A 26,404-nucleotide genomic window follows, 5' to 3' on the forward strand; every position below is an offset into this window, starting at 1 on the left:
CACGCCAACCGAGGTGGGCAAAACCCCACCCCGGCCGGAGGGGTCACGCTTCGTCGCGTTCGGCCTTCCAGCGTTCGATGAGGGCGGGGAGCTCCTGGAGCAGGTACGCGTAGAACTCCTGCATCTGGGTCAGCCGCCTGCCGGGGAGGCTGTCCGCACCGACCACGTCCAGGCCGTCGGCGGCAGCCCGCATGAAGGCGTCCAGGACCGCGTTCTGGCTGGTGTAGAGCGTCGTCCACGCGTTGTCGCGGAAGCGGTAGTGCTCGCGGCGGCTGCCCGGCGCCGGGACGCGCTCGATGAGCCCCGCCTGGGTGAGCATCTTGATCGCTCCGGACACGCCGCCCGAGCTGATCCCGAGCCGCTCGCTCAGCTCCCCCGCCGTGACGCTGTCCTCCTCCGCGAACAGGAACGCCGCCATCACCCGCGCCGCCGACTTCTGCATCCCCGCCTGCGCCACGACCAAGGCAAGCTGCTCCGCCGCCGCACTCGTGTCCGCCATGGTCACACCCCCCATCCCGATGTACGCAGAGAAGTTTAGCAGCTCAGAGTTTTCAGGAATCTCTGAAGTCTCTGATATCGTTCAGGCCATGAACGCGGCGATCGAGCTCCAGGAGCTCTCCAAGACCTACGGGTCCCGGCGTGGCCTCGCGGGGCTCTCCCTCCAGGTGGACGAGGGCGAGGTGTTCGGCTACCTCGGCCCGAACGGCGCCGGGAAGTCCACGACGATCCGCCTGCTGCTGGACCTGATCCGGCCCACGGGCGGCACCGTCCGGGTGCTCGGCCTCGACCCCCGGGCAGACGCCGTCGAGCTGCACCGACGGATCGGTTACCTGGCCGGTGACTTCGTGGTCGACGGCAGGCAGAAGGTCTCTGAGTGCCTGGCCTTCCTCGGCGACCTGCGCGGCGGCGTGCCGCAAACCCGGATCGACGAGCTGGCCGAACGCCTCCAGCTCGACACGCACGCACGGATCAAGAGCCTGTCCAAGGGCAACCGGCAGAAGGTCGGGCTCGTCCAGGCGTTCATGCACCGTCCCGAGCTGCTGATCCTGGACGAGCCGACCTCCGGGCTCGACCCGCTGGTGCAGCAGACGTTCCTCGACCTGGTCCGCGAGGCCAAGGCCGCCGGGCAGACGGTCTTCATGTCGTCGCACATCATGAGCGAGGTCGAGGCCGTCGCCGACCGCGTCGCGATCATCCGGGAGGGCCGGCTGGTCGCCCTCGACACCGTGGCCGAACTGCGGTCCCGCTCCTACCTCCGAGTCCGGATCACCTTCGCGGAGCAGGTCGACCCGCGGGAGTTCGAACTGCCCGGGGTCACCGGCCTGACGGTCGACGGAACGACCCTCGCCTGCCGCGTCGACGGCGACCCCGATCCCCTGATCAAGGCCGCCGCCCGGTACACCGTCCGCCGGCTCAGCGTCGAGGGCGCCGACCTCGAAGACCTCTTCTTCACCTACTACAACGGCGAGGAGCCCGGCCATGCCGCGTAACGCCTTCACCAAGACCCTCTGGGACAACCGCCGGGTGCTCGTCGCCTGGATCACGGCCACCACGCTGGTCGCGCTGATGTACTCCGGCTTCTATCCCCAGATCAGCGGCGGCTCCCTGGCGGACGCGGCCGACGGCATGCCCGCGTCGATGCGCGAGGCGTTCAACCTGGACGACCTCACCTCGGCGGCCGGCTACCTGCAGTCGAGCCCGTTCGGCATCCTCGTGCCGCTCCTCGTGATGTTCTACGGTGCGGCCACCGGCGCACGGATGATCTCGGCGGACGAGGAGAGCGGCTATCTGGACCTGCTGCTGGCCCACCCGCTGGGCCGCACCCGCCTCCTCCTCCAGCGCTTCGCCGCCCTCGCCACCGGCTCGGTCCTCATCGCGGGCGTGGTCCTGCTGTCCATGCTCGCCATCCGCGGCGGCGCCGAACTGGACGCCATCACCCCCGCGCAGTTCACCGCCCAATGCCTGAGCCTGGCGCTGCTCTCGATCACCTTCGGGGCACTCGCCATCGCCTTGGGCGCCGCTTTCAGCAGGGGCCGCGCCCTGGTCTTCGGGGTCACCGGCGGCGCGGGCGTCCTCGCCTACGCCGTCAACAGCTTCGCCCCGGTGATCAGCGCCGGCTGGCTGCGGAAGGTCTCGCCGTTCTACTACTACATCGGCGGCGAGCCGTTGAAGAACGGCTTCCAGTGGGGCCACTTGGCGATCCTCGCCGCCATCTCGCTGATCCTCGTCACGGCCGGAACCTGGACGTTCAACCGCCGGGACATCGCCGCCTGACCACGTGACCGGTCTTTCCCGAATGGTCGTAGACTCGCGTTCAGCCATGAGCACTCCCACCGAGACCTCCTTCAACGCCTCCGAGCAGCTGCTCGAGGCGTTCAAGGCGCTCGCCAACCCTGTGCGGCTCCAGCTGCTCCAGTGGTTGCGCGACCCCGAGGCCCACTTCCCCGTGCACGAGGGGATCGCCGACCCGCACGAGGTCGGCGTGTGCGTCAGCCACATCCAGGCCAAGACCGGGCTCGCGCAGTCGACCGTCTCCGCCTACATGGCCTCGTTGCAGCGCGCCGGGCTGGTGCGCTCCACCCGCGTCGGCAAGTGGACGCACTACAAGCGCGACGAGGAACGCATCGCCCAGCTCGTCGAGCTCATGGGCCGCTCGCTTTAGATGAGGTAGCGCAGCCACAGATAGGGCGTCGCCAGGGCCACCGACACCAGAGTGACGACCAGCCCGTACTTGGTGAACTGCCAGAAGCTGATGGGCGTCCCGTTGCGGGCGGCGATGCCGAGGACGACCACGTTGGCACTGGCACCGATGGCGGTGGCGTTGCCGCCCAGGTCGGCGCCCAGCGCGAGCGCCCACCACAGCACGTCCGCCTCACCGCCGCCGTGCTGCTGGGCGAGGTCGGCGACGATGGGGCTCATGGTGGCGACGTACGGGATGTTGTCCACGATCGCCGAGAGCCCGGCCGACCCCCACAGCATGACCATCGTGGCGAAGCCCAGCCGTCCCTCCGAGGCGTCGGCCGCGGCCCGGGAGACGTCACCGATCACACCGGCCTCGACCAGGCCGCCGACCATGACGAACAGGCCGGCGAAGAAGACCAGGGTGGGCCACTCCACCTCGTCCAGCGCCTGCTCGGTGGTGACCCTGGTGGTGGCGACCAGCAGCCCCGCGCCCAGCAGCGCGACGACGGACGGCTCGTAGTGCAGCACCGGATGCAGCACGAACGCGACGATCACCAGCCCCAGCACGGCCAGCCCGTGGACGAGCAGCCGCCCGTCCTTGATCGCCTCGCGTTCGTCCAGCGCCAGGACCTTCTCGGCGAGCTCGGGGTCGTACCGGAAGGCGGACCGGAAGAGCACCCGGCACAGCAGGCAGAAGACCACCGTCAGCACGACCACGAACGGGGTGAGGTGGACCAGGAAGTCGTTGAACGACAGGCCGGCACGGCTCGCGATGATGATGTTGGGCGGATCGCCGATGAGGGTGGCGGTGCCGCCGATGTTGGACGCCATCACCTCGGCGATGAGGTACGGCGCGGGGGGCAGGGCCAGCCGGTCGCACACGAGGAAGGTGACCGGCGCGACCAGGAGCACGGTCGTCACGTTGTCGAGCAGCGCCGACGCGGCCGCGGTGATGACGACGAGCCGCACCATGAGGCCGTACGGCCGGCCCCGCGCCGCCTTGGCCGTCCGGATCGCCAGGAACTCGAACAGGCCGGTCTGCCGCAGCACCGAAACGATCACCATCATGCCCAGCAGCAGGAAGATGACGTTCCAGTCGATCCCGGTCGCCTCGGTGAAGAACGCGGCCTCGGCGTCGGTGATGTGCAGCAGCAGCATCAGGGCCGCGCCGCCGAGGGCGACCGCGGTCCGGTGGATCCGTTCCGACGCGATCAGCACGTAGGCGATCACGAAGATCACGATTGCGGCGATCAAGGTTCCTCCTGGTCGGCGGCGGACGTGCCGACCAGACTTCCCGGCTCACCGGTCCCGACTTTAACGGGATTCCGACGCCGCATCCAGCGTCGCAGGCCCGCCTCCCGACATCCGCGTCAGGACAGGGCGGACAGCCGGGGAGAGGGCCGTTGGGCCACCCTGGCGGCGCGGAGACGATCCTCTGCGAAGTGAGCGGCGTTGAGCACCGACAACACGATGACCGTGGTGTTGCGGAGGGCGTCGCGAGTGGTGGTGCACGCCGCGTCGTCGCCGGTGCCCACGACGCCGTGCGCGGGGACGCAGGTCTTGCATCCCTCGGCCGCGTACTCGATGTTGAGTGCGAGCCTCAGGGCCATCTCGGCGAGGAGCTGCCTGCGCTCCCAGGCGATCGGGGCCGCCCCCGCGCTGTGCAGGATGACCCGCTGGGCTATCTCACGGCTCTCATGGGCGATCTCCAGCAGCTGATGCGTCGCGACCACACCCGTCGAGTGTCCGTCCAGGCAGGCGAGCAGTGCCTGGCCAAGATCAGCGAGTGCGAGTGCCTGGGCTTGCTCATTCATGGCGGCGTCTCCGAATCCCCCCGACCCGAGCAGCCTTCGAAAAGGCTCTCACACAACGCCGCACCGCGCCCGAATTCCGAACGGCTCGCTGGTCGTCCCGGCACCCGAGTCTATCCCCGGCGCCACGGAAAGGGTGCCGCGGACACTGTCCCCTCGCAGGGCGGCCGGGCGGCCGGGACGCAAGATCGGCGAGAATGGGGCCATGGACGTGGTACCGGAGGACTGGCAGCGGGCGCTGGCGATCGTGGCGCATCCCGACGATCTGGAGTACGGGGCGTCGGCGGCGGTCGCCAGGTGGACCGCGCAGGGCAAGACCGTGGTCCAGGTGCTCGCCACGCGCGGCGAGGCGGGGATCGACTCCATGGACCCGGACGACGTGCGGGCCGTCCGGACCCGGGAGCAGATCGAGGCGGCCCGGCGGGTCGGCGTCGACACGGTCGAGTTCCTCGACCTGGCGGACGGCGTGCTGGAGTACGGGTTGCCGCTGCGGCGCCTGCTCGCGGGGGCGATCCGGCGCCACCGGCCCGAGGTGGTCGTCTCGATCAACTTCCGCGAGACCTGGCCCGGCGGCGCCGGCTTCAACATGGCCGATCACCGGGTGCTGGGCCTGGCCGTGGCCGACGCCGTCCGGGACGCGGCCAACCGCTGGGTGTTCCGCGACCTCGAACTGGAGCCGTGGCAGGGCGTTCGGTTCGCGCTGTTCGGCGCGTCGCCGCAGGCCGCGCACTACGTGGACGTCACCGGCCAGCTGGACGCGGGCATCGCCTCGCTCCAGGCCCACAAGGTCTACTTCGAGAACCTGGGCGACGGGTTCGACCCCGCGGCCTTCCTCACCGAGATGGCCTCTGACCAGGTGGAGGGCGTGACCCACGCCGTCACGTTCGAGCTGATCGAGCTCTGACTCCGGCGGACGGCGGACGGACCTCAGTGCCTGGCGGTCGGCCGCCGGCCCTTGTTGGACTTGTTGCGCTTGCGGCCACGGCGTTTGCGGGTGCGCTTCGACATGGCTCGATTGAGCACCCGCCGGGGCCGTCCGGCAAGGCCCAAATGTGACTCAGGCCACTATCAGCCGCGCCAGTGCGGTGGCCACGGCGGCGGCGACCAGCACGACGATCATCGGGGCCTTGAGGGCGACCGCGGCGATTGCGGCGCCCACTCCGGCGAGCTTGGCGTCGACGTGGAAACCCTCGGTGCCGCCGAACGTGTCGTAGGCGACCAGGGCCGACAGCAGCACCGCGGGCAGCAGGACGATCACGGGGAGCGCCCAGGACGGCAGCTCGCGGCGTCCGAGGGCCGCGGGCCCGGCGCCCTTGATGACGAACGTGCCCACGGTCAGCAGCGCGATGGTCAGCCACACGGTCATTTGGCCACCTCTTCCTTCGTCGGCTCGCCGTCCCCCGGGTCGGGGGGCTCGTTCCGGTCGCGGCCGGGGATGAGTCCGATCAGGGCGACGGCGGACGCGGCGATCACCGGGACGCCCGGCGGCAGGAAGGACGCGCCCGCGAGGACGACCCCCACGGCCAGGAGGGCGGCGATCCGCGCCCGGGTGCCGCGCAGCTCGCCGCCGAGCAGCGCGATGTAGAACGCGGGGAAGATCCCATCGATCCCGAACGCGTCCGGATCGGGCAGCGTGTTGCCGACGAGGACGCCCAGCGCCGTGCCGCCGACCCAGCCGACGAACTGCACCGCGGTGGAGCCGAAGAGCAGGTTCCGGTCGTAGGCGCCGTCGTCCTTGCGGGCCAGGACGAGCCCCGCGTCCACGATCGCCTGCCCCTGTGCCGCCCGCCAGAGCCGGCCGCCCCGGAACGCGGGCGCGAAGCCGAAACCCATCGGCAGGAAGCGCGCGTTCATCAGCAGTCCCGCACCGGTCGCGGCGAACGCCCCGCCCCCGCCCGCCAGCACCCCCACCGCGGCGAACTGCGATCCGCCCGCGAACACGATCGCGGACATCACCACGGCGGCGGCCCCGCCGATGATGGGCGCGGCCAGCACGCCGAACGAGACCCCGAGCGTCAGGGTCGCGGGGAACACCGGGACGGCCCGGCGGGCCCCGGCTCGCAGCGTCGCGGACATGGGCGAGACCTCCGTAACCGTCTATCGCTGTTAGGTGGTTAGGTTCTCATCCTTCCCTCTCTGCCCGGAACATGCAAAAAGGCCGCCCACATTCTGTGGGCGGCCTCGTGCGAGACGTCGGGTCAGCGGACTTCAGTGATCTCCGGGCCGCGCTCGAAGGGGTTGAAGGTCTCGACGGCCTCCTCGTCCTCCTCCTCGCCCGCCTCGGAGAACTCCTTGGGGATCTCCAGCGGCAGCAGGTCGCGGGGCGGCATCGGCGACTCGTCGCGGACCACGACGATGTTGCGGAAGACGTCCTCGAGGACCTGCCACTGCTCCTCGTCCTCGATCGCGGCGCCCTGCACCACGGCCTGGAGGAACCAGCGCGGGCCGTCGACACCGATGAAGCGGATCAGCTGGGGGGCCCAGCCCTGCTCGATGAACTCGGCCGGGATCTGCTCCTTGACCTCGTCCGGCATCTCCGCGAGGACCTCTTCGGTCAGCGCCGCGGGGACCATCGCGATCAGCTCGGGACCGAACGGGCCCTCACCGTCCTGGGTCTGCCCCTGCGCCTCTTCCTCGATGTCCTTGGCGGTCTCGCGCCGGACGTCCTCCCAGATCCCGCTGCGCTTGGGAGCGGCGAACGCCTGCAGCTGCATGGCGCTCTCCTCGTACTGCACCAGGACCGCGACGGGCCGGCCGTCGAGGGGGTTGCCCTCCTCGTCGACCTCGGTGGCCTCGAAGTTGACCTGGAAACCAAGGCCGGGGGCGACCGGGACCTGCATGCACCCGAAGTCCAGACGCTGCAACTCGGGGTAGGACTCCTCGGAGTCCCACGGGCCGCCGTCACCCGGCGCGGCGCTCTCGGAAGCCCCGGCCTCGGCCCCGGCGGTCTCGTCCGCCTGCTCGTCGGTCAGCTCGGGCTCCGTAGCGGGCTCCTCAGCCTGCCGGCGACGTCCAAAAGCCACGACTCACGCTCCTTCTTCACTGTGCTCATTATCCGCGAATCCCCCCGTGGAGCCGAAACCATCGACTCCGCGGGCCGATCCGGGAAGCTCGGCGACCTCATGGAACACCGCCTGCTCCACACGCTGCACGACCATCTGCGCGATGCGATCGCCGCGCCGCAACCTGACCGTGGCACGGGGGTCGGTGTTCAGCAGGGTCACCATGATCTCACCCCGATAGCCGGCATCGACCGTACCGGGTGCATTGACAATGGTCACCCCAAACCTAGCGCCCAAACCGGACCGGGGGTGAATGAAAGCGGCATAGCCGTCCGGCAGCGCGATCGCGACCCCGGTCGGCACCACCGCGCGCTCTCCCGGCGGGAGTTCGACGTCGGCGGCGGCGACCAGATCGGCGCCCGCGTCACCGGCATGCGCGTACGACGGTACCGGCAGTTCCGGGTCGAGGCGCTTGATCAGCACATCCACCTTGCTCACACGCTCACCTCACGGGTCCGCCTCGGAAGAAGCCACCCGACCCTACCGAGACCCGGGTCCGTCGCCGGACCTGAAACGCCACCGTGGGAGAGTCCGGGCGCCCCTGGGGCACGTTCTTCTCGCCGCGACCTTACCCGCTCGGCGAAGGTGACCGGATGCGGCATGTTTAGCGGATCGGATGCACTGGAGCGCGTAGCGTCACTTCTGTCACTGCTCGTACATGCCGTACGAAAGGTCACGGCGATGCCAAGTCAGGTCACCCACCGGTCCCTCGACGGCATCCGGGTTCGATTGTCCGGTTTGCACGATCTATCCCATCCGTACACCTCGGTGGCCAGGATCGCCGCCGGCGACCGCCTGCACGAGATCTCCAGCGGCACCCGCGCGGACGCCCGCGCGTGGGCCGCCGACCTCGGGGTGGGCGCGTTCGGCCACGAGTTCAAGGTGCAGGGCGGCCACCTCCGGATCGGCCGCACGCGGATCACCGATCCGGACACCCGCGTCGCCGACCAGGTGCTCGCGGCCGTCTGGGAGGGCGACCGGCACGCGGTCTTCACGCACCTCTACCACGGCCGCCCCGCCGACGCGGTGGCGTTCTTCGCCGGGCTGCGCCTGGCCGAGCACGACGACGGCGTGGTCGCGGTGCCGCGCGGGCGCCGCGTGCGCCGGCCCGAGCCCGCCGAGCTGGTCAAGGAGGTCCCGGGCGTGGGCCTGCTGGAGATCACCGCGCTGACCGCGGCCACCCGCCGGCGGCTGCCGAAGTGGCGGGGCGCGAAGGTGGCGGGCGGCGAGCTCTTCCGCGACGACATCGACGGCCAGGGGCCCTACTTCCTGCTGGCCACACGTTCCCTGCTGGTCACCGTGCTGCCGGACGACGAGTACGTCGGCGCCGTGCCGGACCGGCTCGCCGGGCTGTCGGTCGAGGCGGTCCGCGGATGAGCGCCCTGCCGGCCGGGGTCGCCCTGGTGACCGTTCCGCTCGTGCTGCTCGGCTCCCTGGCCGGGCAGGTCGCGCGGCCGGGCCTGCTCGCCGCCGCGCTGCGCGCGCACCGCACGGTCCCCCGCGGCCTGGCGGTCGTGGTCGCGAGACTGGTGAGCGCGACGGAGGCCGTCCTGCTCGGCGCGGTGATCGTCGGCCTGGTCCGGTGGGAGCCGGTCCTCCTGCGCGTGGCGATGGCGTCCGCGGCGGCGCTGCTGACCCTCTACGCGCTGTATTCGGCGTACGTGACGCGGACGCGGCCGCACGGCGTGCCCTGCGGCTGCGCGGGCATCGAAACGCCGATGACGGGCTGGGTCGCAGCACGGGCGGGAATCCTCGGCCTCATCGCCCTGGCGGGGGCCGCCGTCGGCCCGCCACAGGAGTTGCGCCCCTCCGAGGTCTTCGTGTGCTGCGCCGCCGGCGTGGCGTTCACAGTGATCTCGTGGATCCTGCCGGAGTCCATGAGCTACGAAGGAGGCACGGCCCGGTGAGCTTCCAGACCAGCGCCCTGCTGCTCTCGTGGGCGGCGATCGTGCTGCTCGCCCTCGTCGTCGCCGGGCTCGTCCGGCAGGTGCACGCGCTGAACCAGGGCCCGCGAGCCGGGGAGAGCCCGCTCGGCCTCGCGCCGGGCACCCGCGCCCCCGGCTTCGACCGGCTCGGGCCCGGCCTGCTGCTCTTCCTGGACGTCGACTGCGGGGTCTGCGCGGAGGTGCTCGACGCGGCCGGGACGCTGGGCCGCCCCGTGCACGCGATCTTCGCGCATGCCGCCCCGGCGGCGCCCGGGGTCACCGTCCTCGCGAACGAGCGGGACGGGCTCTTCGACGACTACGCGGTCCCTGCCACACCGTTCGCCGTCCTCGTCGACGCGCGCGGCCGGGTGCGCGCCGCCGAGCCGGTGGGCTCCACCGAGGCGCTGCGCGAGCTGCTGGGTGACACGGGTTTGCTAGGTGACACGGAGGTGACCCGATGACCAGAACGTTGCGACTGGAAGACATCCCGCCGCTGCGCGGCCCGCGGCCGGAGGGTGCCGAACGGGTCCGCCGCCGCGCGCCGAGCGGATCGCACGACACCGGACCGGCCCGCCGCAACGTCCTGCGCGGTCTGGCCGCCACGGGCGCGTCGCTGGGGCTGACCATGCTCGGAGTCTTCCCGCAGGCACGGCAGGCGCTCGCCGCCGGATACAGCCTCGGCGGCGGCTACCAGATCTATGGCCGCTGCCCCTCCTACGCGGCCAACCACAACTGCTCTCCCGGCTGCGGCCCGAGCGTCGTGTGCCCGACGTGCTGCCGTACGTCCGGGAAGTACAAGGGCTACCACAAGTCCGGCAGATCTCACCCCGGCCAATACAGGCTCCGCCCCAACCAGTGCTACGGCGGAGGCTGGGACGGCTGGCTCTGGGCCTACTCGAAGCGCTGCGGCAACTGCCGTCGCGGGGTCACGTGGCGTTGTCACGACGGGTGGAAGAAGTCCAGCCGCGGCAGCTGGTACAAGACGATCTGCCGGAAGGCCACCCGGTGCCGCAACTGACGAGGGCGCGCTCCGCGTTCACCGAACCACTGCTTCCAGTCATCGGCCTGGCGCTGCTCGCGGTCGCGGCCGCCGCGCTGGAGGCGACGGTCCTGTGCTGGGCGTCGGTCGGCGCGCTGGCGGGTTTCGCGCTGTCGGGCTCGGTTTGAACGCGTAACTCGGAGGCCGTCCTCTTCTCGCCAGGTTGGCGAGCCCAGGTACGGCAGGGCGAGGTCCTTGCCGTCTTCTCCCTCGGGCTGCTGCTCGGGGGCAGTCTCAGCGCCCTGGTCGTCTGGCTGCTGTCCGGCCTGGCCGCGCCGCTGCCCCCCGCCGCCCGGACGGCCCTGATCATCGTGATCGCCGCCCTCGGCGCCGCCCGCGAACTCGGCCTGGTGACCATCCCGCTGCCGCAGAACGCCCGGCAGATCCCGCAGGAGGTGCTCCAACTCCGGCTGCGGCGCGGCTCGCTGCAATTCGGCTTCGAGCTGGGCACCGGCGTCCGCACCTACGTCTCGGCGAGCACCCCGTACGTTCTGGCCCTAGGTCTCCTGCTCAGCCACCAAGGTCTACTCCCGACGATCCTGGCAGGAACCGCGTTCGGCGCAGGCCGTGCCCTCAGCGCGGCGCTCACCCTCTGGTCACGCGACCCCGACCGCGCCGCCACGATCGCCGCCCGCATGACCTGGATCAAGAACACCACCGCCCTGACGACCGTCACCGCCCTGGCCGTCCTTTCGATCCCCTGACCGGGAACCTCCGGAGCACCTCGCCCGTCAACCTTCACGAGGAGGACCCGCGCTCTGGCCGCTGATGATCGCCGCGCTGCTGCGGCTCCTCGGCATGGCCGATCCCACCAGCGTCCTCGTCACCCTGGCGGCGGTCACCGTAGCGGCCCTGCTCCTCCTGGCCGCCGCACAGGTACTCGCGGCCCGCCACCAGGCACGCCCGTCCGCGATCCGGACGACACTCCGCGAACGCACCCTGCGCACGGCCTTCCTGCCGCAGCGCGACCCCGACGCGCCGGGCCGTCCCCGCCCCCGAGCCCCCGGCACGAAGATCACCCCCTGCTCCCGTTCGGCACCGTCGTGATGGCGGCGTTCGTCCTCCTCGCCGCCGGCGTCTACCTGCTCACCACCACGGCGTGGACGGCGGCCGAACGCGCCGTCCTCCACCGCCGCATCGTGACCGCCTAATCCGCCGGTGTCTTTCATACCGGCGATCCGGCGGATGGGGAGCGGGAGATCCTTGACGGCGGGGGTGGGGGCGGATTCTATGGAAACCGAATGGGATTCGGATCTTGCGAGGGTGGTGCGGTGTGGCGACCGGGATGCTCGAACCGACCGTCGATCTGTCGGACCTGCAGTTCTGGGGGCGGCCGCAGCGCGAGCGGCTGGCGGCCTTCGCGGCGCTGCGGGCCAAGGACGGGCCGACGTTCTTCCCCGAGCTCAAGCTGCCGTTCATCAGGCACGGGGCCGGTTACTACGCCCTCGTCCGGCACGCCGACGTGGTGGAGGCCAGCCGGCGGCCCGAGATCTTCAGCAGCGAGCCGTGCTCCAACAGCATCGCCGACCTGCCGAAGTACATGGCGCGCTACTTCGGCTCGATGATCAACATGGACGACCCGCGGCACGCCAAGATCCGGCGGATCGTGTCGCGGGCGTTCACACCTCGGGTGCTCGCCAAGCTGGAGGCCGATCTGCAAGCGACGGCGACGCGCATCGTCGATGAGCTGGACGGGCCGTGCGACTTCGTGACCGAGGTGGCGGCGCGGCTTCCGGTGCAGGTCATCTGCGACATGATGGGCATCCCCGAGCGTGAGCGCCCGATGGTGTACGACCGGACGAACATTGTTCTGGGGTTGGGGGATCCGGAGTACACCGGCGGACGGGAGTTCGTCAGCACGGGGATCACGCGCAGCGGCGTCCTCTATGGCCTGACCAGGGGCATGACGGCGGGGTACGAGCTCAACCACCTGGCCATGAAGCTGGCCCGCAAGCGGCGGCGGGAGCCGGGCGACGACCTGGTGTCGGCCCTGGTCACCGCCAATGTGGACGGCGAGTCACTGACCGACCAGGAGATCGGGTCGTTCTTCATCCTGCTCGTGGTGGCGGGCAACGAGACCACGCGCAACGCGATGTCGCACGGCCTCAAGCTGCTGACCGACAACCCCGAGCAGCGTGCTTTGCTGCTGGAGGACTTCGACGCGCACATCGGCGGCGCGGTCGAGGAGATCCTGCGGCTGGCGACGCCGGTCATCCAGTTCCGGCGGACGCTGACGCGCGACCACCTCATGAACGGGCAGCAGTACCTCACCGGCGACAAGGTCCTGCTCTTCTACAACTCGGCCAACCGCGACGAGGCCGTCTTCGCGAACCCCGACACGTTCGACATCACCCGCTCGCCGAACCCCCACGTCGCCTTCGGCGGCCCCGGCCCGCACTTCTGCATGGGCGCCAACCTGGCGCGGCGCGAGATCACCGTCATGTTCCGCGAGCTCTTCACCCGCGTGCAGGAGATCCGTGCCGCCGGCCGCCCCGACCGGCTCTTCTCCAACTTCATCAACGGGATCAAGCATCTCCCCTGCGCCTGGTGAGGCACCGTCAGGGTCTGTCGACCAGGTCGAGGACCGCTGAGAGGGACTCGATCTCGGGGCCCTCCCAGTTGACGGGCTCGAAGCGGTGGTGGACGGTGCCCTCGTCGAGGATGCGGACGGCGGTCATGCCCGCGGCGGTCGCGCCCGCGAGCTCGTCGCTGCCGCCGTCGCCGACGAAGAGGCAGTCGCCCGGGTCGACGCCGAGCCCCTCGCAGGCGAGCGCGAAGATGCGCGGGTCGGGCTTCTTGAGGCGGGCGGTGAAGCTGAAGACGGGCACCTGGATGTAGGGCGCGACCTCGACCGTGGACCACTCGTCGGGAAGCTCGTCCGTGCAGTCGCTGATGAGCGCGGTGCTGACGTCCCACTCGCGGAGCGTCCGCAGCGTGCTGACCGCGTCACGGCGGAGACCGCGGAACGCGCGTTCGCCGGTGCGGCGGATCTCGGTGGCGGCGGCCAGCTGCGCCTCGGAGGCGGGCACGCCCAGCCGGGTGGCGACGTCCGCCAGAGCGGTGGAGAAGTCGCCCATGGCGCCGACGCAGCGTTCGGACCAGGTCTGCCACCACAGCTCGCGGAATTCCTCCGCCGGGGCGCCGATCGCCTCGGCGACCGCCGAGATCGCCGCGACGCGTTCCTCGGGCGCGCTGGCCACGGTCAGGGTGCCGAAGAAGTCGAAGATGACAGCTTTGTAACGCACCACCGCAGCGTACCGGGGCTCACGCCACCGCGATGCCCTCGATCTCCAGGAGCCATTCCTCGCTGTAGATGCCGGTGATGATGATGGTGAGCGCGGGCCGGTGGTCGCCGAGCACCTCCGCGCGGATGCGGCTGTTGGCCTCCCGGTCGCGCCGGTCGGCCAGGAAGATCGTCACCTTCGCCAGGTCGCGCAACGTCAGGTCCGCCTCGGCGAGCACCCGTTCGACGTTGCGCCACGCCAGCCTGCACTGCCCCTCGAAGTCGTCCGGGAGGTCGCCGCCCCACGGTGGCTGGCCGCTGACGAACACCATCCGCCGGGCGCCGGTGACCACCGTGCCGTGGGTGTACGCGGCGGCCGGCTCGGGCAGTCCGGCGGGGTCAATGTTCTCGATCACGCGTGCTCACTTCCATGGCCATGAAGTAGACGCACTCTTCGGAGCCGTCGTTGGCGAAGGCGTGGACGGCGTCGCCCGCGTAGTACATGGCGTCGCCCGCGGTCAGCCGGTGCGGGACGCCGTCGATGGTGACGGTCAGCTCGCCGCGTTCGACCGCGACGTACTCCCGCGAGCCCGGCGCGTGGGCCGCGAACTCCCCCACGATCACCCGGGCGGGCACGGTGGTGCGGATGAACTCGAACTCCACGCCCGGCAACGTCGGCGACAGGATCCGCCGTTCCCAGCCCCCGTCCTGGCGCAGCGCGGGCTGGCCGGCGTGCCGCAGCACGATCACCCGGTCGGCGGCGGGCTCGTCGAGCAGCCGCGCGGCGGTGGTGCCCAGCGCGGTCGCCAGCCGGGCGAGCACCACCACCGTCGGCGCCTTCGCGCCGCGTTCCACGTCCGAGATCATGCTCCGGCTGACCCCGCTCGCCGCCGCGAGCGCGTCGAGGCTCACGCCGCGCGCCCGCCGCTCTCGCCGCAGCCGCCGGCCGAGATCGGCCAGCGAGAAGTCCGCCCCCTCCACGGACTCCACTATAGAGGAATATTTCCTCTATAGTCCGAGGCGCTCGGCCAGGCGGGCCCGGTGGTGGCGCGGCGGGCCCAGGAGGAGTTCGTTGCTCTTGGCGCGCTTGTAGTAGAGGTGCGCGTCGTGCTCCCAGGTGAAACCGATGCCGCCGTGCAGGAGCAGGTGGTCCTTGGCCACCTGGAAGTAGGCGCGGCCCAGGTAGGACTGTGCGAGGGCGGCGGCGACGGGCAGTTCGTCCGGGCTCTCGTCGGCGGTCCAGGCGGCGTAGCGGACGATCGATTCGGCTTGTTCGAGAGTGCAGTGCATGTCGGCGAGCTTGTGCTTCACGCCTTGGAACGAGCCGACGAAGCGGCCGAACTGCACCCGGAGCTTCGCGTACTCCACGATCACGTCGAGGCAGCGGCGGAGGCCGCCCAGTTGCTCGGCGGCGAGAGCGACGGAGACCAGGTCGAGGGCACGGGACACGACGCCGCTCGCGTCGGCGGGGCCGAACTGCCGCGCGGGCGTGCCGTCGAAGGCCAGCGTGGCCTGCGGGCGGGTGAGGTCGAGGGTGGTGAGGGGCGTGCGGGTGAGCCCGGAGGCGCCGGCGTCGACCGCGAAGAGCACGATGGGCCCGTCGCCGTCGAGAGCGGCGGCGAGGAGGACGAGATCGGCGTCCGCCCCGTTCAGGACGCGCGGGGCCGGGCCGGTGAGCTCGTAGCCGCCGGCGGCCTTGCGCGCGGCGGGCATCGGGTCGCCGGGCACGGGGATCGCGAACGTGGCGACGGTGCGGCCGGTGGCGACGGCAGGCAGCAGATCCTTGATCGCCGCGTCGTCGCCGGACTCCAGGAGGACGTTCGCGGCGAGGACGGCCGAGGCCAGGTAGGGGCTCGGGGTGAGCGCGGCGCCCAGCTCCTCCATGACGACCGCGACCTCGGCGTGCCCGGCTCCGGCGCCGCCGTGGGACTCGGGGACCACGAGCGCGGCGAGGTCGAGCTCGCCCGTCATGCGGCTCCAGACGTCCGCGTCGTAGGCGTCCGGCGACTCGGCGATCTCGCGGACCTTCGACATCGGGGCGGTGTCGGCGAGGAAGGCCCGGACGGACGCCGCCAGTTCCTGCTGGTCGTCGGTGCGGATCAGCTTCACTTGCCCGCCTCCTTCGCCTGGGTGCCGACCTTGAGATCGCGGAACGGGATCTCGCGATCGACCTGGGGCTCGCGCGGCAGCCCGAGGACGCGGTCACCGATGATGTTGCGCATGATCTCGTTGGTGCCGCCGCCGAGCGCCATGCCGGGGCCCCAGGCGAGCGCGCGGGAGATCCGGCCCTCGTCGTCGTAGGCGACCGTCCCCGGGCCGAGGATCTCGCTGGCGATGTCGGCACTGGACAACGTCAGGTCGGCGAGCAGCAGCTTGGCGATCGAGCCGCGCGCGCCCGGAAAGATCCCGGCCTTGACCTCCTGCGTGAGCCGGGCGTTGAAGAGGTCGAACGCCCGTTCCTGCAGGTAGAGGTCGATGAGCTGGTCGACCACGGCGGGATCGTCCAGCAGGCCCCGGTCGCGGGCGGCGCGCGACAGGGCCTCGAACGAGGCGGGGCGTTCGGTGCGGGCCGCGCCCATGCCGATCGACACGCGCTCGTGGAGCAGGGTGGTGACGGCGGCGGACCAGCCCTCGTTCACGGTGCCGACGACCTGGTCCGGCGCGACGCGGACGTCGTCGAAGAAGATCTCGTTGAAGTGCGACTCGCCGGTCATGTCGCGCAGCGGCCGGACGGTGACCCCGGGGTCGTGCATGTCGACGACGAACATCGTGATGCCCTTGTGCTTGGGCGCGTCCACGTCCGTCCGGGCGATGAGCAGGCCGTAGTCGGCCTGGCGCGCCACCGACGTCCACACCTTCTGCCCGTTGATCACCCAGGCGTCGCCGTCGAGGACGGCCCGCGTCTGCAGCGACGCCACGTCCGACCCGGCGCCCGGTTCGGAGAACATCTGGCACCAGATCTCCTCGCCGCGCAGCAGCGGCCGGATGTAGCGGGCCTTCTGCTCCTCGGTGCCGATCGACACCAGGGTCGGGCCGCACATGCCGAAGCCGATCCCGAAGACCCCGACCGGGAGGGTGACGTCGCGGGCGGCCTGCTGGAACGCCCGCTCCTCGGCGGCCGACAGGCCCTGCCCGCCGTACTCGGCGGGCCAGGTGATGCCGGAGTAGCCGGCGTCGTACAGCTTCGCCATGAACGCGCGGGCGGTGGCCAGGTCGGGCTCGCGGGGGAGATCGCCGGCGTTGGCGTCGAGCCAGGCTCGGGCGCGGCGGCCGTACTCGTCCAGATCCGTCACGGGGCGGCTCCTCGGCTCCTCGGGGAGAGGGATGTCAGCGAGTACTTACGCTAGTGCCTGCCCGGATAAAACGGAATGACGTTCGGTCAGGCCGGATCGAGGTCGGAGCCGCCGATCGCCGCGCCCGGCAGCGGTGTGCCGGGACGGGTGCGCAGGCCGTCCAGCATGAGCCCGGCGAGGCGTCCCGGGATCACCTCGGCCATCTCCGCGGGGATGTCGGCGGCCTGGTGGATGTGCACGCTGACCAGCATCCCGATGTCACCGGGACCGACGTCCTCGCGCATCACGCCGTCGGCCTGCGCCCCTTCGACCATGCGGGTGAGCAGCTCGGCGAACTCGCGGCGCGCCTCCGACACCGCCGGGTCCCGGCGGATCCTGGTGTGCAGTTCCGGATCGACCGTCGAGCTCAGCACGCCCATCCGCAGCTCGATACAGCGGTGGACGAACGAGCTCAGCGCGCTCCAGGCGTCGGGCCCCTCGTCCCACGCGCCCCGGGCCACCTCGACCACGCGCCGCAACGTGTGCGCGGAGATCCCGATCATGAGGTCGTCGCGCTCGGGAAAGCGCCGGTAGAGCGTGCCGATCCCCACCCCGGCCCGCTGCGCGATGTCCTCCAGCGGGGGCAGGGCGCCACGTTCGACGATCAGCTGCCGGCCGGCTTCGAGGATGCGATCCCGATTGCGCCGCGCGTCCGCTCGCAGTCCCGTCTCGCCCACATCGTCCACCTTCCAGACGGAGGATTTCCCTCCGCTTAAGTGGAGGATTTGCCTCCACCTAGGCTACAGTGGCGCCAAACGGAGGAAATTCCTCCACTTATCTCCCCAGGAGTTCCCATGCGCATCGGCCTGTTCGCCAACGAGCTGGGTGTCCCGCTGAACGACGTCGTGGCGGAGGTCGGCCAAGCCGCCGAGGCGGGCTTCGCCGGAGCCTGGATGGGCCAGCGGCCCGGCTGGGACGCCCTCACCACCCTCGCCGTGGCGGGACGCACGGCACCCGGGATCGAGCTCGGGACGGCCATCGTGCCGACCTACCCCCGCCATCCATTGGCCCTCGCGGCCCAGGCCCTGACCGTTCAGGCGGCCACGGGCAACCGGCTCACGCTCGGGCTCGGCGTGAGCCACCGCCCGATCATCGAGGGCCAGCTCGGCCTGCCGTTCGACCGGCCGCTCCGCCACCTGCGCGAGTACCTGTCCGCGCTGGCGCCGCTCCTGCGCGGCGAGAGCGTGGCGTACGAGGGCGAGACCCTGAAGGCGGCCGGAGCCGTCCAGGCACCGGGCGCAGAGCCGCCTTCCGTGCTGATCTCCGCCCTCGGTCCGGCCATGCTGCGGCTCGCCGGCGAGCTGACCGACGGCACCGTCACGGTCTGGACCGGCCCCGCGGTCCTCGACGCGCACATCGTCCCGACGATCACCAAGGCCGCGGCCGCCGCCGGACGGCCGGACCCGCGCGTGGTGACCTGCACGTTCGTCGGCGTCACCGCCGACCCGGACGGGCGCCGCGGCTGGGTCGCCGAGAACTTCGGCCACGCCGCGACCCTGCCCAGCTATCGCGCGATCATGGAGCGCGGCAACGCCGCCGGGCCGGCGGACACCGTGATCGTGGGCGACGAGGCGACCGTCGAGCGCGAGATCGCGCGGCTGGCCGAGGCCGGCGCCACCGATCTGGTCGCCATGCCACTACCCGGCGGCCCGCCAGGTGAGGTCCGCCACACCACCGAGTTCCTCGCCGCCCTCGCCCGTGCCTGACCAGCGCGGATAGTGCCCCGGGTCCAATCTCCGGCGGCGGCGCGGGAGCCCGCTTGGACCCGTGGTTCCTGTCGCCGCACCACCCGGCTCGCGAGCATGGACGACGGCCGGTGATCTTCCGGCCGCCCCATCCCGGACGACACGGAGGGACACCCCCATGCGTAGAACGGCCATCAGCTTCGCCGCCGCCGCGATCGCGGTGAGCGCCCTGGCGCCCGCCGCCCAGGCCGCGGAGACCGCCGTCGCGAAGCCGCTGCCCGCGAACTGGAACCTGAACAAGTACAAGCCCACGCAGGCCAAGGCCCAGGGCCGCACGGTCACCAAGGGCCGGATCATCACGGTGACCGGCATCCTGCGCGACACCACGCCGGGCGACATCGCCGTGGCGAAGCTGGACCTCTTCACCAACCCCAGGGGCATCGGACGGCCGGTCAAGACGTTCTCCGTCGACACCGCCAAGGGCAAGTCCTTCACGTGGAAGGTGCCCGGCACCGCCGTTACCAAGCTCTACGCGGTCAAGAGCCTGCGCTACACCGACAACAAGGTCGTGAAGACCAAGCCCATCCGCATCAAGTGACCCGACGGCGTGGGGCCGGGCGAGCAACCGGCCCCACGTCGTTGTTTCAGCGGGGTTGTCTTCAGCGAGGTCGTCTTCAGCGGGGCGGAGTCAGCCGGCGGGCGCGAGGGTGACGTCGACGACGAGGTCGACGGCTTCCTCGTCGAGCGCCAGGTCGGCGATGCGGCCGGCCGCGATCAGATCGCCCCGCGCGATCCGGCCCGCCTCGGCGCCCCGGACGACCGCCCGCGAGACGTCGGCGCGCATCGAGGCCCTGGCCTCCGACTTGGCCTTGCGCACCTGGCGCAGCGCCTCGGCGGTGGCGGCCAGCACGGCCGGTTCGCCGCCGGACGGCAGCTCGGCGACCTCGGGCCAGGAGGCGCGGTGGACCGAACCCTCGCGCCACCACGACCAGACCTCTTCGGTGACGTAGGGCAGGGCGGGCGCGAAGAGCCGCAGCATCACCGAGAGCGCCGTACGGAGGGCCACGCGGGCCGACTGGGCCTCAGGACCGTCGCCGTAGGCGCGGGTCTTGACCAGCTCCAGGTAGTCGTCGCAGAACTCCCAGAAGAACCGTTCCGTACGCTCCAGCGCCCGGGTGTAGTCGTACCCCTCGAACGCCTTGGTGGCCTCGTCGACGACGCCGGAGAGCGTGGCGAGCATCGCCAGGTCGAGCTGCTCGGTGACGGCGGCGCCGGGACCGATCTCGCCGAAGCCGAGGACGAACTTCGACGCGTTGAGGATCTTGATGGCGAGCCGGCGGCCGACCTTGATCTGGCCGGTGTCGAACGCGGTGTCGGTGCCGGGCCTGCCGTTGACGGCCCAGTAGCGGACCGCGTCCGAGCCGAACTCCTCCAGCAGCGCGATCGGCGTGACGACGTTGCCCTTGGACTTGGACATCTTCTTGCGGTCCGGGTCGAGGATCCAGCCCGACAGCGCGGTGTCGGTCCACGGCAGCGACCCGTGCTCCAGGTGCGCGCGGACGACGGTCGAGAACAGCCAGGTGCGGATGATGTCGTGCGCCTGCGCGCGCAGGTCGAACGGGAAGACCCGGGAGAAGAGATCGGGGTCGCGTTCCCAGCCGCCCGCGATCTGCGGGGTGAGCGAGGACGTGGCCCAGGTGTCCATCACGTCGGGATCGGCCGTGAAGCCGCCCGCCTTGCCACGCTGGTCCTCGCCGTAACCGGGCGGGACGTCGGACGTCGGGTCGACCGGCAGGCTCTCCTCGGCGGGGACGATCGGGTCGTCGTAGATCGGCTCGCCCGCGTCGTCCAGCCGGTACCAGACCGGGATCGGCACCCCGTAGAACCGCTGCCGCGAGATCAGCCAGTCGCCCGCCAGTCCCTCGACCCAGTTCTCGTAGCGGGCCTTCATGTAGGGCGGGTGCCAGACCAGCTCGCGTCCCCGCGCGAGGAGCTCCGCGCGTGTCCCGGCGTCGCGGCCGCCGTTGCGGATGTACCACTGGCGGGTGGTGACGATCTCGAGGGGCTTGCTGCCCTTCTCGTAGAACTTGACCGGCCGGGTGACCTTGCGCGGCTCGCCGTCCAGGTCGCCGGACTCGCGCAGCAGCTCGACGACGCGTTCCTTGGCGGAGAAGACCGTCTTGCCCGCCAGCTCGTCGTACGGGTGCGCCGGAACGCCCTGCGGCGGCTCGTTCACCAGCCGCCCGTCCCAGTCGATGATCGCGCGCGTCGGCAGGTCGAGCTCGCGCCACCACGTGACGTCGTTGATGTCGCCGAACGTGCAGATCATCGCGATGCCGGAGCCCTTGCCGGGCTCGGCCAGCCGGTGCGCGAGGACCGGGACCTCGACACCGAACAGCGGCGTCCGGACGGTGGTCCCGAACAGCTCCTGGTAGCGCTCGTCGTCGGGATGCGCGACCAGCGCGACGCACGCGGGCAGCAACTCCGGCCGCGTGGTCTCGATGTGGACCGGCCGCTCTTCCCCGTGGCCCTGCTTACCCGGGGACGACCCCAGACCCCGGAAACGCAATCGGTAGAACGCGCCGGGGTGGTCGCGGTCCTCCAGCTCGGCCTGGGCGACCGCCGTCCGGAACGTGACGTCCCAGAGCGTCGGCGCCTCCGAGAGGTACGCCTCGCCGCGCGCCAGGTTGCGCAGGAACGCCCGCTGCGACGCGGTCCGCGACTCGTCGCCGATGGTCGTGTAGAGGTGGTTCCAGTCGACCGAGAGGCCGACGCGGCGCCACATCTCCTCGAAGGCCTTCTCGTCGATCTCCGTCAGCCGCTCGCACAGCTCGATGAAGTTGCGGCGGCTGACCGGCAGCTGGCGCTTGGGATCGGGCTTCTCGGGCGGTTCGAACGAGGGATCGTACGCAAGCGACGGGTCGCAGCGGACACCGAAGTAGTTCTGGACGCGGCGTTCTGTCGGAAGTCCGTTGTCATCCCACCCCATCGGGTAGAAGACCTCCCGGCCGCGCATCCGCTGGAATCGCGCCACCGCATCGGTGTGGGTGTAGGAGAAGACATGACCGACGTGCAGGGAGCCGCTGACCGTGGGGGGCGGCGTGTCGATCGAGTAGACCTCGGCGCGCGCCTTCGTCCGGTCGAAGCGGTACGTGCCGGCGGTCTCCCAGGCGCGTACCCACTTCTCCTCCAAGCCGTCCAGAGAGGGCTTGGCGGGGACGTTCGGCGTACGCGGCTGTTCTGTCATGGGGCAATGGTATTGACACCGGAGCGTTCCGCATGCCAATTAACCGCGGGCACGGCGGTCCGGTAGCGTCGGCAACAGATTCGAACAGTGGAGGACACGATGGCGGACAAGGGTGACATCGGCTGGCGCGTGATGGCGGGCGCGGCGGCCTTCGCCGGCGGCTTCGTCGCCAAGAAGGCGATCACCATGGGCTGGAAGAAGGCCACCGGCAAGGAGCCGCCGACCAACCCCGAGTCCCCCGATGTCGCGCTGAGCGAGGCGATCGGCTGGGCCGTGATCATGGGTGTGGGCATGGAGGTGGCGCGGCTCCTGGCCACCCGGGCGGCCGCCCGGCAGTGGGCCAAGGGCACCGGCAAGTCCCCCTACGAGCTCAAGGCCGAGGTCTGAGCGCGCCGCTCCGGTCGGCCGGGGGCCCGGCGCCCGGCCCGTAGGCGCCTGCGTATCGTGGTCGATCCCGGCGAAGGGATCGACCACGATGCCAACCCTCCCGTACGAGGACGAACTGCGCGCCGAGCGTTTCCGCCTGATCGAGACCGTCGAGGGTCTCTCGGACGACGACTTCGACGCCGGCACCACCCTGTGCACCGAATGGGCCCCGCGCGACGTCCTGGGCCACGTGATCGGCCTGGACTACTTCCTGAAGTCCTATCTCCCGTACGGCATCCGCATCAACGCCGCCAACCAGGCGCAGGCCGACCGCGCCCGCGCGGTCTCCCGCGAACGCCTCATGGAATGGGCCCGGCACTGGGCCGCCAACCCGAGTACCACCAGCCGCCTCGGCGCCACCGTCCTCCTCGGCGACCTGGGCGTGCATCACCAGGACATCGTCCGCGGGCTCGGCCTCAAGCGCGACGTCCCCGACACCGTCGCCACGGCCATCTTCCGCGAGGGGCTCCAGCTGAGCCTCTGGCTCAACCGCCGCGTCCTGCGCTACCGGCTGGTGCCCACGGACGGCCACCGTCCGGTCGGGCTGCCCACCAGGCAGGAGGTGCGAGGCACCCGGGAAGCCCTGGGTCTCTGGCTGACCGGCCGCAACTCGGTGAAGCCCGAGCTCGAATTCGCCGGCTAGCCGGGGGGCAGGTGGGGCGGCTCACCGGGAAGGGGGCTCGGGGTGGTGCCGCGGAGGTCTTTGCGGATCTCTTCGGACAGGCGCTTGGTCGCGCCGCGGTTGAGGGCCGCGCCGGCGGCGGCGCCGGTCAGGAAGGGGCCCATCGTGCTGAGGCTGCGGCCCATGGTGCGCAGCAGGCGCTTGCGGAGGGCGATCTTGGCCGCCGAGCCGAGCGCGTTGGTGAACGAGCCGGTCTCGAGCGGGTTGATGCCGCGGCGTTTGGCCCAGGACGTGAGGAACGCGGCGCCGCGCGCGGTGCCCGACCCCTCGACGCGGACCCCGTACACCTCGTGCAGCTCAGCGATCATCTTGACCTCGATGGCCGCCACCACGAGGGATTCGGCGGCGAGCTGAGCCGGAGCCGTGAGCAGCAGCGGCGGCGCGGCGAACTCCACCGCCGCCAGCGCGCCACCGGCCGCGCCCACGGCCGTCGTGCCGTTGGTCGCCACCCGGACCACGCTGTCGGCGAGATCCTCGCCGGTCAGGTCGTGATGGTGGCGGCGCAGGGTCTCCAGATCGCGGATCGGGATGTGCGGCGCGGCCGCGATCATCAGATCCGCCAGCAGGCGGCCCCGCGCGTAGCCCGCGGCGCCCGCCCTGCGCGCGCTGTGGCCGAGCAGCCGGGCGAGTCGCCCGAGCAGGCGGCCGCGGGTCTCGCGGTCCATGTCGTCGTCGCCGGAGAGCCTGCCGATCAGCTCGCCGATCTCGGCGCTCTCCGGCACGGCGACCGTGGTGTGCTCCTCTTCGTCGCGTTTCTTCGCTGCCACCGGGCGCCTCCCGTTAGGCGGCGCATTCGCGGCAGATGGGCTGGCCGTTCTTCTCGGTGGCCAGCTGGCTGCGGTGGTGCACCAGGAAGCACCGGGTGCAGGTGAACTCGTCGGCCTGGCGGGGAACCACCCGGAAGGTGAGCTCCTCGTTGGACAGGTCGGCGCCCGGAAGCTCGGCGACCTCGCCGGCGTCCAGGTCCTCGTCGATGATGCTCGCGGCCTTGTCGGCCCGCCGAGCCTGGAGCTCCTGGAGGCTGTCCTCGTTGAGGTCGTCGTCTGTCTTACGTGGGCTGTCGTAGTCGGTCGCCATCTTCTATCTCCATCCCCCTCAGTCCTTTATGCGCCCCGTCGCGCGGATCTAACGCTCGGGGGACCGTTCTTGTGCCCGATCCGGGCGGGAAATTCTGTCACGGGCCGTGGCCTGCGACACACAAGGCGCGACTGATCCCACCGGTGACACCGATCAACCCAGATCACTCCCCCGATATGTGTCATACATCACATACCCGATCGGGTATCCCGGGCTGAATCAGGGCCGGGACGCCCCACCGGGGCATCCCGCGGCGGCGGGATCATATCGGTCCCGGCGGCGTTGCGCGCGCCGACCGGCGGGACGGCCCCCGCCGGCCCCGAAGAGAGGAGATCCTCGGTGCGGAGCCGGGCTGAACCAGATGCTCCGGTGAAACGTCTGAACTAACGCGATATCGTGCCCGCCTAGGTTGGGGCGGGTCCCCGACAGGGGCGTCCCCGCATCGTCATGGTCCGGGGTGTCCTGCGACGGGGGCCGGCGACCGATCACGCGGCACACCACTGACGGGTCACTGGAGGGTCAGAATGCCGGATGCCGCTCCCCTGGAGCCAGGCGATCCCCGCGCATTGGGGCAGTACGAGGTCGTCGGGCGGCTCGGCGCGGGCGGGCAGGGCGCGGTCTTTCTCGGCAAGGCGCCCGGGGGCGAGTACGTCGCCGTCAAGCTGCTGCACGCCCAGATGGCGAGCGACCCGGCCGCGCGCGCCAGGTTCACCCGTGAGGTGGCCGCGGCGCAGAAGGTCGAGCCGTTCTGCACCGCCCGGGTGATCGAGGCCGACGTCCACGGCGACCAGCCGTACGTGGTCAGCGAGTTCATCGACGGGCCGTCCCTGCACGACGTCGTCGCGCACAACGGACCGCGCGGCGCGGCCGAGCTCGAACGGCTGGCGATCGGCACCGTGACGGCCCTCGCGGCCATCCACGAGGCCGGGATCGTGCACCGCGACTTCAAGCCCAACAACGTCATGCTGGCGTCCGACGGCCCGCGCGTGGTCGACTTCGGCATCGCCCGCACGGTCAACTCCCAGGAGAGCGCGGTCACCGCCACCGGCATGGTGGTCGGCACCCCCGGCTACCTGGCGCCGGAGCAGCTCACCGGGGCGCCGCTCACCCCCGCGGTCGACATCTTCGCGTGGGCCGCGACCATGGTGTTCGCCGCCACGGGCCAGTCGCCGTTCGAGGCCGACACGCTCCCGGTGATCATCAACAGGATCCTGAACGAGGACCCCGACCTGTCGGCGCTGCCCGCCGGGCCGCTCCGCGATCTGGTCGGGCGCTGCCTGTCCAAGGACGCCGGGCTGCGGCCACCTGCGGCCACGCTGCTGCTGCAACTGCTCGGCCACGTCGGCGCGGCGCCGTCCAACCCCGGCGCGGGCCAGGAGGACCTGCTCAACCAGGGCACCCGGATCGCCGCGCAGATGCAGGCGCCGCCGCCCGTCCCGCAGGCGCGCCACACGCAGGCGCCGCAGCCCCTCACGCCGCCCCCGATGCCCATGCACCAGGGCGGGATGGGCCCCAGCACGCCGCCCCCGCAGTCGATCACCCCGCCGCCCATGCCCATGTACCAGGGCCAGGGCATGCCGCAGGGGCCGCCCACGCCGCCGCCCATGCACATGCAGCAGGGCCCCGGCCTCCCGCCGCGGCCCCCGATGTACGGCCCGCCGCCGCGCCAGGGCGGCTCCAACGCACCCGCCATCATCGGCATCGGCTGCGGCGCGCTGCTGGTCGTCGGCATCATCATCGTGGTCGTGCTGGCCGCGATCGGCAGCGACGACGACCCGCCGTCGTTCCGTTCGACCTACTCGCCCACCTACAGCCTGCCCACGCGCACGCCGACGTACGGCACCGGCGACAGCGAGCTGACGGGCACCTGGGAGGGGCTGGCCAGCCAGCCCAACTCCTCGAAGGCCGACACCAGGAGTTTCACGGCGCGGTTCACGATCTTCCGGAGCGCCGGCATCGCGCGGTACACCTACAGCAACGCCGCCGACAACTGCACCACCAGGCTGTCCTACATCGGCGGCGACAGCACCAAGGCGACGTATCGCGAGACGCCCATCACCACCACCAACAAGAACTGCGCCGACGGCTACCTCACGTTCTTCACGAGCACCAGCTCGACGTCGATGCGCTGGGAGTGGCGCCAGTACCAGACCACGACCAGAGCCGACGCGTTTGGTGTGGCCCGCAAGCAATAAACCGGGAGGCCCCCGCAC

The 26,404-nt window shown here is 71.3% G+C and carries 33 protein-coding genes; 17 read left to right on the top strand and 16 right to left on the bottom strand.

All coding sequences use genetic code 11. The features are described from left to right. Positions 1–43 precede the first annotated feature (43 nt). Positions 44–499, bottom strand: a complete 456-nt coding sequence (locus ACGFNU_RS27810) for a GbsR/MarR family transcriptional regulator (protein WP_392598187.1) — start codon at positions 497–499, stop codon at positions 44–46. Between the two features lie 88 nt (positions 500–587). Between ACGFNU_RS27810 and ACGFNU_RS27815 the strand changes: the two genes are divergently transcribed. From ACGFNU_RS27815 to ACGFNU_RS27825, 3 genes are read left to right on the top strand one after another with little or no spacing between them, the layout of a single operon-like run. Further along, on the top strand, positions 588–1,490 hold the full coding sequence (locus tag ACGFNU_RS27815; RefSeq protein ID WP_392598189.1) for an ABC transporter ATP-binding protein: 903 nt from the start codon (positions 588–590) through the stop codon (positions 1,488–1,490). Next, positions 1,480–2,274 (top strand): ABC transporter permease subunit, encoded by a 795-nt coding sequence (locus ACGFNU_RS27820; protein ID WP_392598190.1) that lies wholly within the window; start codon positions 1,480–1,482, stop codon positions 2,272–2,274. Before ACGFNU_RS27815 ends, ACGFNU_RS27820 begins: the two co-directional genes overlap by 11 nt. A gap of 46 nt (positions 2,275–2,320) precedes the next feature. Beyond that, positions 2,321–2,662, top strand: coding sequence for an ArsR/SmtB family transcription factor (locus ACGFNU_RS27825; RefSeq protein WP_392598191.1), 342 nt, complete (start codon positions 2,321–2,323; stop codon positions 2,660–2,662). On the opposite strand, the gene ACGFNU_RS27830 is transcribed toward ACGFNU_RS27825, so the two are convergent. Both ACGFNU_RS27830 and ACGFNU_RS27835 read right to left on the bottom strand, forming a co-directional pair. Next, positions 2,659–3,936, bottom strand: a complete 1,278-nt coding sequence (locus ACGFNU_RS27830; RefSeq protein ID WP_392598192.1) for an ArsB/NhaD family transporter — start codon at positions 3,934–3,936, stop codon at positions 2,659–2,661. The genes ACGFNU_RS27825 and ACGFNU_RS27830 overlap by 4 nt on opposite strands. A 116-nt stretch (positions 3,937–4,052) precedes the next feature. After that, entirely contained in the window at positions 4,053–4,496 is a 444-nt protein-coding gene (locus ACGFNU_RS27835; RefSeq protein ID WP_392598194.1) for a hypothetical protein, read from the bottom strand. Between the two features lie 202 nt (positions 4,497–4,698). Here ACGFNU_RS27835 and ACGFNU_RS27840 point away from each other — a divergent pair, with 202 nt between their 5' ends. Next, complete coding sequence (locus ACGFNU_RS27840) at positions 4,699–5,397, top strand: PIG-L deacetylase family protein (protein ID WP_392598196.1); 699 nt, start codon at positions 4,699–4,701, stop codon at positions 5,395–5,397. Between the two features lie 153 nt (positions 5,398–5,550). On the opposite strand, the gene ACGFNU_RS27845 is transcribed toward ACGFNU_RS27840, so the two are convergent. From ACGFNU_RS27845 to dut, 4 genes are all read right to left on the bottom strand, one after another. Further along, positions 5,551–5,859 (bottom strand): AzlD domain-containing protein, encoded by a 309-nt coding sequence (locus tag ACGFNU_RS27845; protein ID WP_392598198.1) that lies wholly within the window; start codon positions 5,857–5,859, stop codon positions 5,551–5,553. After that, complete coding sequence (locus ACGFNU_RS27850; protein ID WP_392598200.1) at positions 5,856–6,569, bottom strand: AzlC family ABC transporter permease; 714 nt, start codon at positions 6,567–6,569, stop codon at positions 5,856–5,858. Before ACGFNU_RS27850 ends, ACGFNU_RS27845 begins: the two co-directional genes overlap by 4 nt. A 122-nt stretch (positions 6,570–6,691) precedes the next feature. Then, positions 6,692–7,516, bottom strand: coding sequence for a DUF3710 domain-containing protein (locus tag ACGFNU_RS27855; RefSeq protein WP_392598202.1), 825 nt, complete (start codon positions 7,514–7,516; stop codon positions 6,692–6,694). A 3-nt stretch (positions 7,517–7,519) separates the two neighbouring features. Beyond that, the gene (gene dut, locus ACGFNU_RS27860; protein WP_392598203.1) at positions 7,520–7,993 is read right to left on the bottom strand and encodes a dUTP diphosphatase; all 474 of its coding nucleotides are present in this window, start codon (positions 7,991–7,993) and stop codon (positions 7,520–7,522) included. A gap of 243 nt (positions 7,994–8,236) precedes the next feature. Between dut and ACGFNU_RS27865 the strand changes: the two genes are divergently transcribed. From ACGFNU_RS27865 to ACGFNU_RS27900, 8 genes are all read left to right on the top strand, one after another. Then, complete coding sequence (locus ACGFNU_RS27865; protein ID WP_392598206.1) at positions 8,237–8,932, top strand: hypothetical protein; 696 nt, start codon at positions 8,237–8,239, stop codon at positions 8,930–8,932. Next, entirely contained in the window at positions 8,929–9,462 is a 534-nt protein-coding gene (locus tag ACGFNU_RS27870; RefSeq protein ID WP_392598208.1) for a MauE/DoxX family redox-associated membrane protein, read from the top strand. The genes ACGFNU_RS27865 and ACGFNU_RS27870 overlap by 4 nt, the downstream gene beginning before the upstream one ends. After that, complete coding sequence (locus tag ACGFNU_RS27875; protein WP_392598210.1) at positions 9,459–9,941, top strand: hypothetical protein; 483 nt, start codon at positions 9,459–9,461, stop codon at positions 9,939–9,941. Before ACGFNU_RS27870 ends, ACGFNU_RS27875 begins: the two co-directional genes overlap by 4 nt. Continuing rightward, on the top strand, positions 9,938–10,498 hold the full coding sequence (locus ACGFNU_RS27880; RefSeq protein WP_392598211.1) for a hypothetical protein: 561 nt from the start codon (positions 9,938–9,940) through the stop codon (positions 10,496–10,498). The genes ACGFNU_RS27875 and ACGFNU_RS27880 overlap by 4 nt, the downstream gene beginning before the upstream one ends. Continuing rightward, on the top strand, positions 10,486–10,647 hold the full coding sequence (locus ACGFNU_RS27885; RefSeq protein ID WP_392598212.1) for a hypothetical protein: 162 nt from the start codon (positions 10,486–10,488) through the stop codon (positions 10,645–10,647). The genes ACGFNU_RS27880 and ACGFNU_RS27885 overlap by 13 nt, the downstream gene beginning before the upstream one ends. Before the next feature lie 183 nt (positions 10,648–10,830). Beyond that, positions 10,831–11,223 carry a hypothetical protein gene (locus ACGFNU_RS27890; RefSeq protein ID WP_392598214.1) on the top strand — a complete coding sequence of 131 codons (393 nt, stop codon included), beginning with the start codon at positions 10,831–10,833 and terminating at the stop codon, positions 11,221–11,223. Positions 11,224–11,287: 64 nt separating this feature from the next. Beyond that, positions 11,288–11,566: a DUF6412 domain-containing protein gene (locus tag ACGFNU_RS27895; RefSeq protein WP_392598216.1), complete on the top strand. Its 279-nt coding sequence runs from the start codon at positions 11,288–11,290 to the stop codon at positions 11,564–11,566. Positions 11,567–11,804: 238 nt separating this feature from the next. Further along, positions 11,805–13,070 (top strand): cytochrome P450, encoded by a 1,266-nt coding sequence (locus tag ACGFNU_RS27900; protein WP_392598810.1) that lies wholly within the window; start codon positions 11,805–11,807, stop codon positions 13,068–13,070. Positions 13,071–13,077: 7 nt separating this feature from the next. Here the strand turns inward: ACGFNU_RS27900 and ACGFNU_RS27905 are convergent, their stop codons facing one another. The 6 genes from ACGFNU_RS27905 to ACGFNU_RS27930 form a co-directional block, all read right to left on the bottom strand. Then, complete coding sequence (locus tag ACGFNU_RS27905; protein ID WP_392598218.1) at positions 13,078–13,764, bottom strand: HAD family hydrolase; 687 nt, start codon at positions 13,762–13,764, stop codon at positions 13,078–13,080. 19 nt (positions 13,765–13,783) lie between these two features. Beyond that, positions 13,784–14,158, bottom strand: coding sequence for a RidA family protein (locus ACGFNU_RS27910; protein WP_392598220.1), 375 nt, complete (start codon positions 14,156–14,158; stop codon positions 13,784–13,786). Next, a complete protein-coding gene (locus ACGFNU_RS27915) occupies positions 14,142–14,723 on the bottom strand; it encodes a helix-turn-helix domain-containing protein (RefSeq protein WP_392598222.1) in 582 nt (193 codons plus the stop codon). Before ACGFNU_RS27915 ends, ACGFNU_RS27910 begins: the two co-directional genes overlap by 17 nt. Positions 14,724–14,750: 27 nt before the next feature. Continuing rightward, entirely contained in the window at positions 14,751–15,851 is a 1,101-nt protein-coding gene (locus ACGFNU_RS27920; RefSeq protein WP_392598224.1) for an acyl-CoA dehydrogenase family protein, read from the bottom strand. Beyond that, the gene (locus ACGFNU_RS27925) at positions 15,848–17,035 is read right to left on the bottom strand and encodes an acyl-CoA dehydrogenase family protein (RefSeq protein ID WP_392598225.1); all 1,188 of its coding nucleotides are present in this window, start codon (positions 17,033–17,035) and stop codon (positions 15,848–15,850) included. Before ACGFNU_RS27925 ends, ACGFNU_RS27920 begins: the two co-directional genes overlap by 4 nt. A gap of 86 nt (positions 17,036–17,121) precedes the next feature. Next, positions 17,122–17,751, bottom strand: coding sequence for a TetR/AcrR family transcriptional regulator (locus ACGFNU_RS27930; protein ID WP_392598227.1), 630 nt, complete (start codon positions 17,749–17,751; stop codon positions 17,122–17,124). Between the two features lie 117 nt (positions 17,752–17,868). Between ACGFNU_RS27930 and ACGFNU_RS27935 the strand changes: the two genes are divergently transcribed. Together ACGFNU_RS27935 and ACGFNU_RS27940 are read left to right on the top strand one after the other, a co-directional pair. Beyond that, entirely contained in the window at positions 17,869–18,780 is a 912-nt protein-coding gene (locus ACGFNU_RS27935) for a TIGR03564 family F420-dependent LLM class oxidoreductase (RefSeq protein ID WP_392598228.1), read from the top strand. Between the two features lie 157 nt (positions 18,781–18,937). Beyond that, positions 18,938–19,357, top strand: coding sequence for a hypothetical protein (locus tag ACGFNU_RS27940; RefSeq protein ID WP_392598230.1), 420 nt, complete (start codon positions 18,938–18,940; stop codon positions 19,355–19,357). A gap of 90 nt (positions 19,358–19,447) precedes the next feature. Here ACGFNU_RS27940 and valS read toward each other — a convergent pair whose 3' ends face one another. Then, complete coding sequence (gene valS, locus ACGFNU_RS27945; RefSeq protein ID WP_392598231.1) at positions 19,448–22,006, bottom strand: valine--tRNA ligase; 2,559 nt, start codon at positions 22,004–22,006, stop codon at positions 19,448–19,450. Positions 22,007–22,105: 99 nt separating this feature from the next. On the opposite strand from valS, the gene ACGFNU_RS27950 reads away from it, so the two are divergent. Next, positions 22,106–22,393 carry a DUF4235 domain-containing protein gene (locus tag ACGFNU_RS27950; protein ID WP_392598233.1) on the top strand — a complete coding sequence of 96 codons (288 nt, stop codon included), beginning with the start codon at positions 22,106–22,108 and terminating at the stop codon, positions 22,391–22,393. An 88-nt stretch (positions 22,394–22,481) separates the two neighbouring features. Continuing rightward, positions 22,482–23,075: a maleylpyruvate isomerase family mycothiol-dependent enzyme gene (locus ACGFNU_RS27955; RefSeq protein WP_392598235.1), complete on the top strand. Its 594-nt coding sequence runs from the start codon at positions 22,482–22,484 to the stop codon at positions 23,073–23,075. On the opposite strand, the gene ACGFNU_RS27960 is transcribed toward ACGFNU_RS27955, so the two are convergent. Further along, on the bottom strand, positions 23,072–23,881 hold the full coding sequence (locus ACGFNU_RS27960; RefSeq protein WP_392598236.1) for a hypothetical protein: 810 nt from the start codon (positions 23,879–23,881) through the stop codon (positions 23,072–23,074). The genes ACGFNU_RS27955 and ACGFNU_RS27960 overlap by 4 nt on opposite strands. A 13-nt stretch (positions 23,882–23,894) precedes the next feature. Then, positions 23,895–24,191 carry a DUF4193 domain-containing protein gene (locus tag ACGFNU_RS27965; RefSeq protein ID WP_131740700.1) on the bottom strand — a complete coding sequence of 99 codons (297 nt, stop codon included), beginning with the start codon at positions 24,189–24,191 and terminating at the stop codon, positions 23,895–23,897. 524 nt (positions 24,192–24,715) lie between these two features. On the opposite strand from ACGFNU_RS27965, the gene ACGFNU_RS27970 reads away from it, so the two are divergent. Continuing rightward, positions 24,716–26,386 (top strand): serine/threonine-protein kinase, encoded by a 1,671-nt coding sequence (locus ACGFNU_RS27970; protein WP_392598237.1) that lies wholly within the window; start codon positions 24,716–24,718, stop codon positions 26,384–26,386. Positions 26,387–26,404: the final 18 nt, after the last annotated feature.

It is taken from the genome of Spirillospora sp. NPDC048911 (assembly GCF_043198015.1).
Classification (GTDB): domain Bacteria; phylum Actinomycetota; class Actinomycetes; order Streptosporangiales; family Streptosporangiaceae; genus Spirillospora.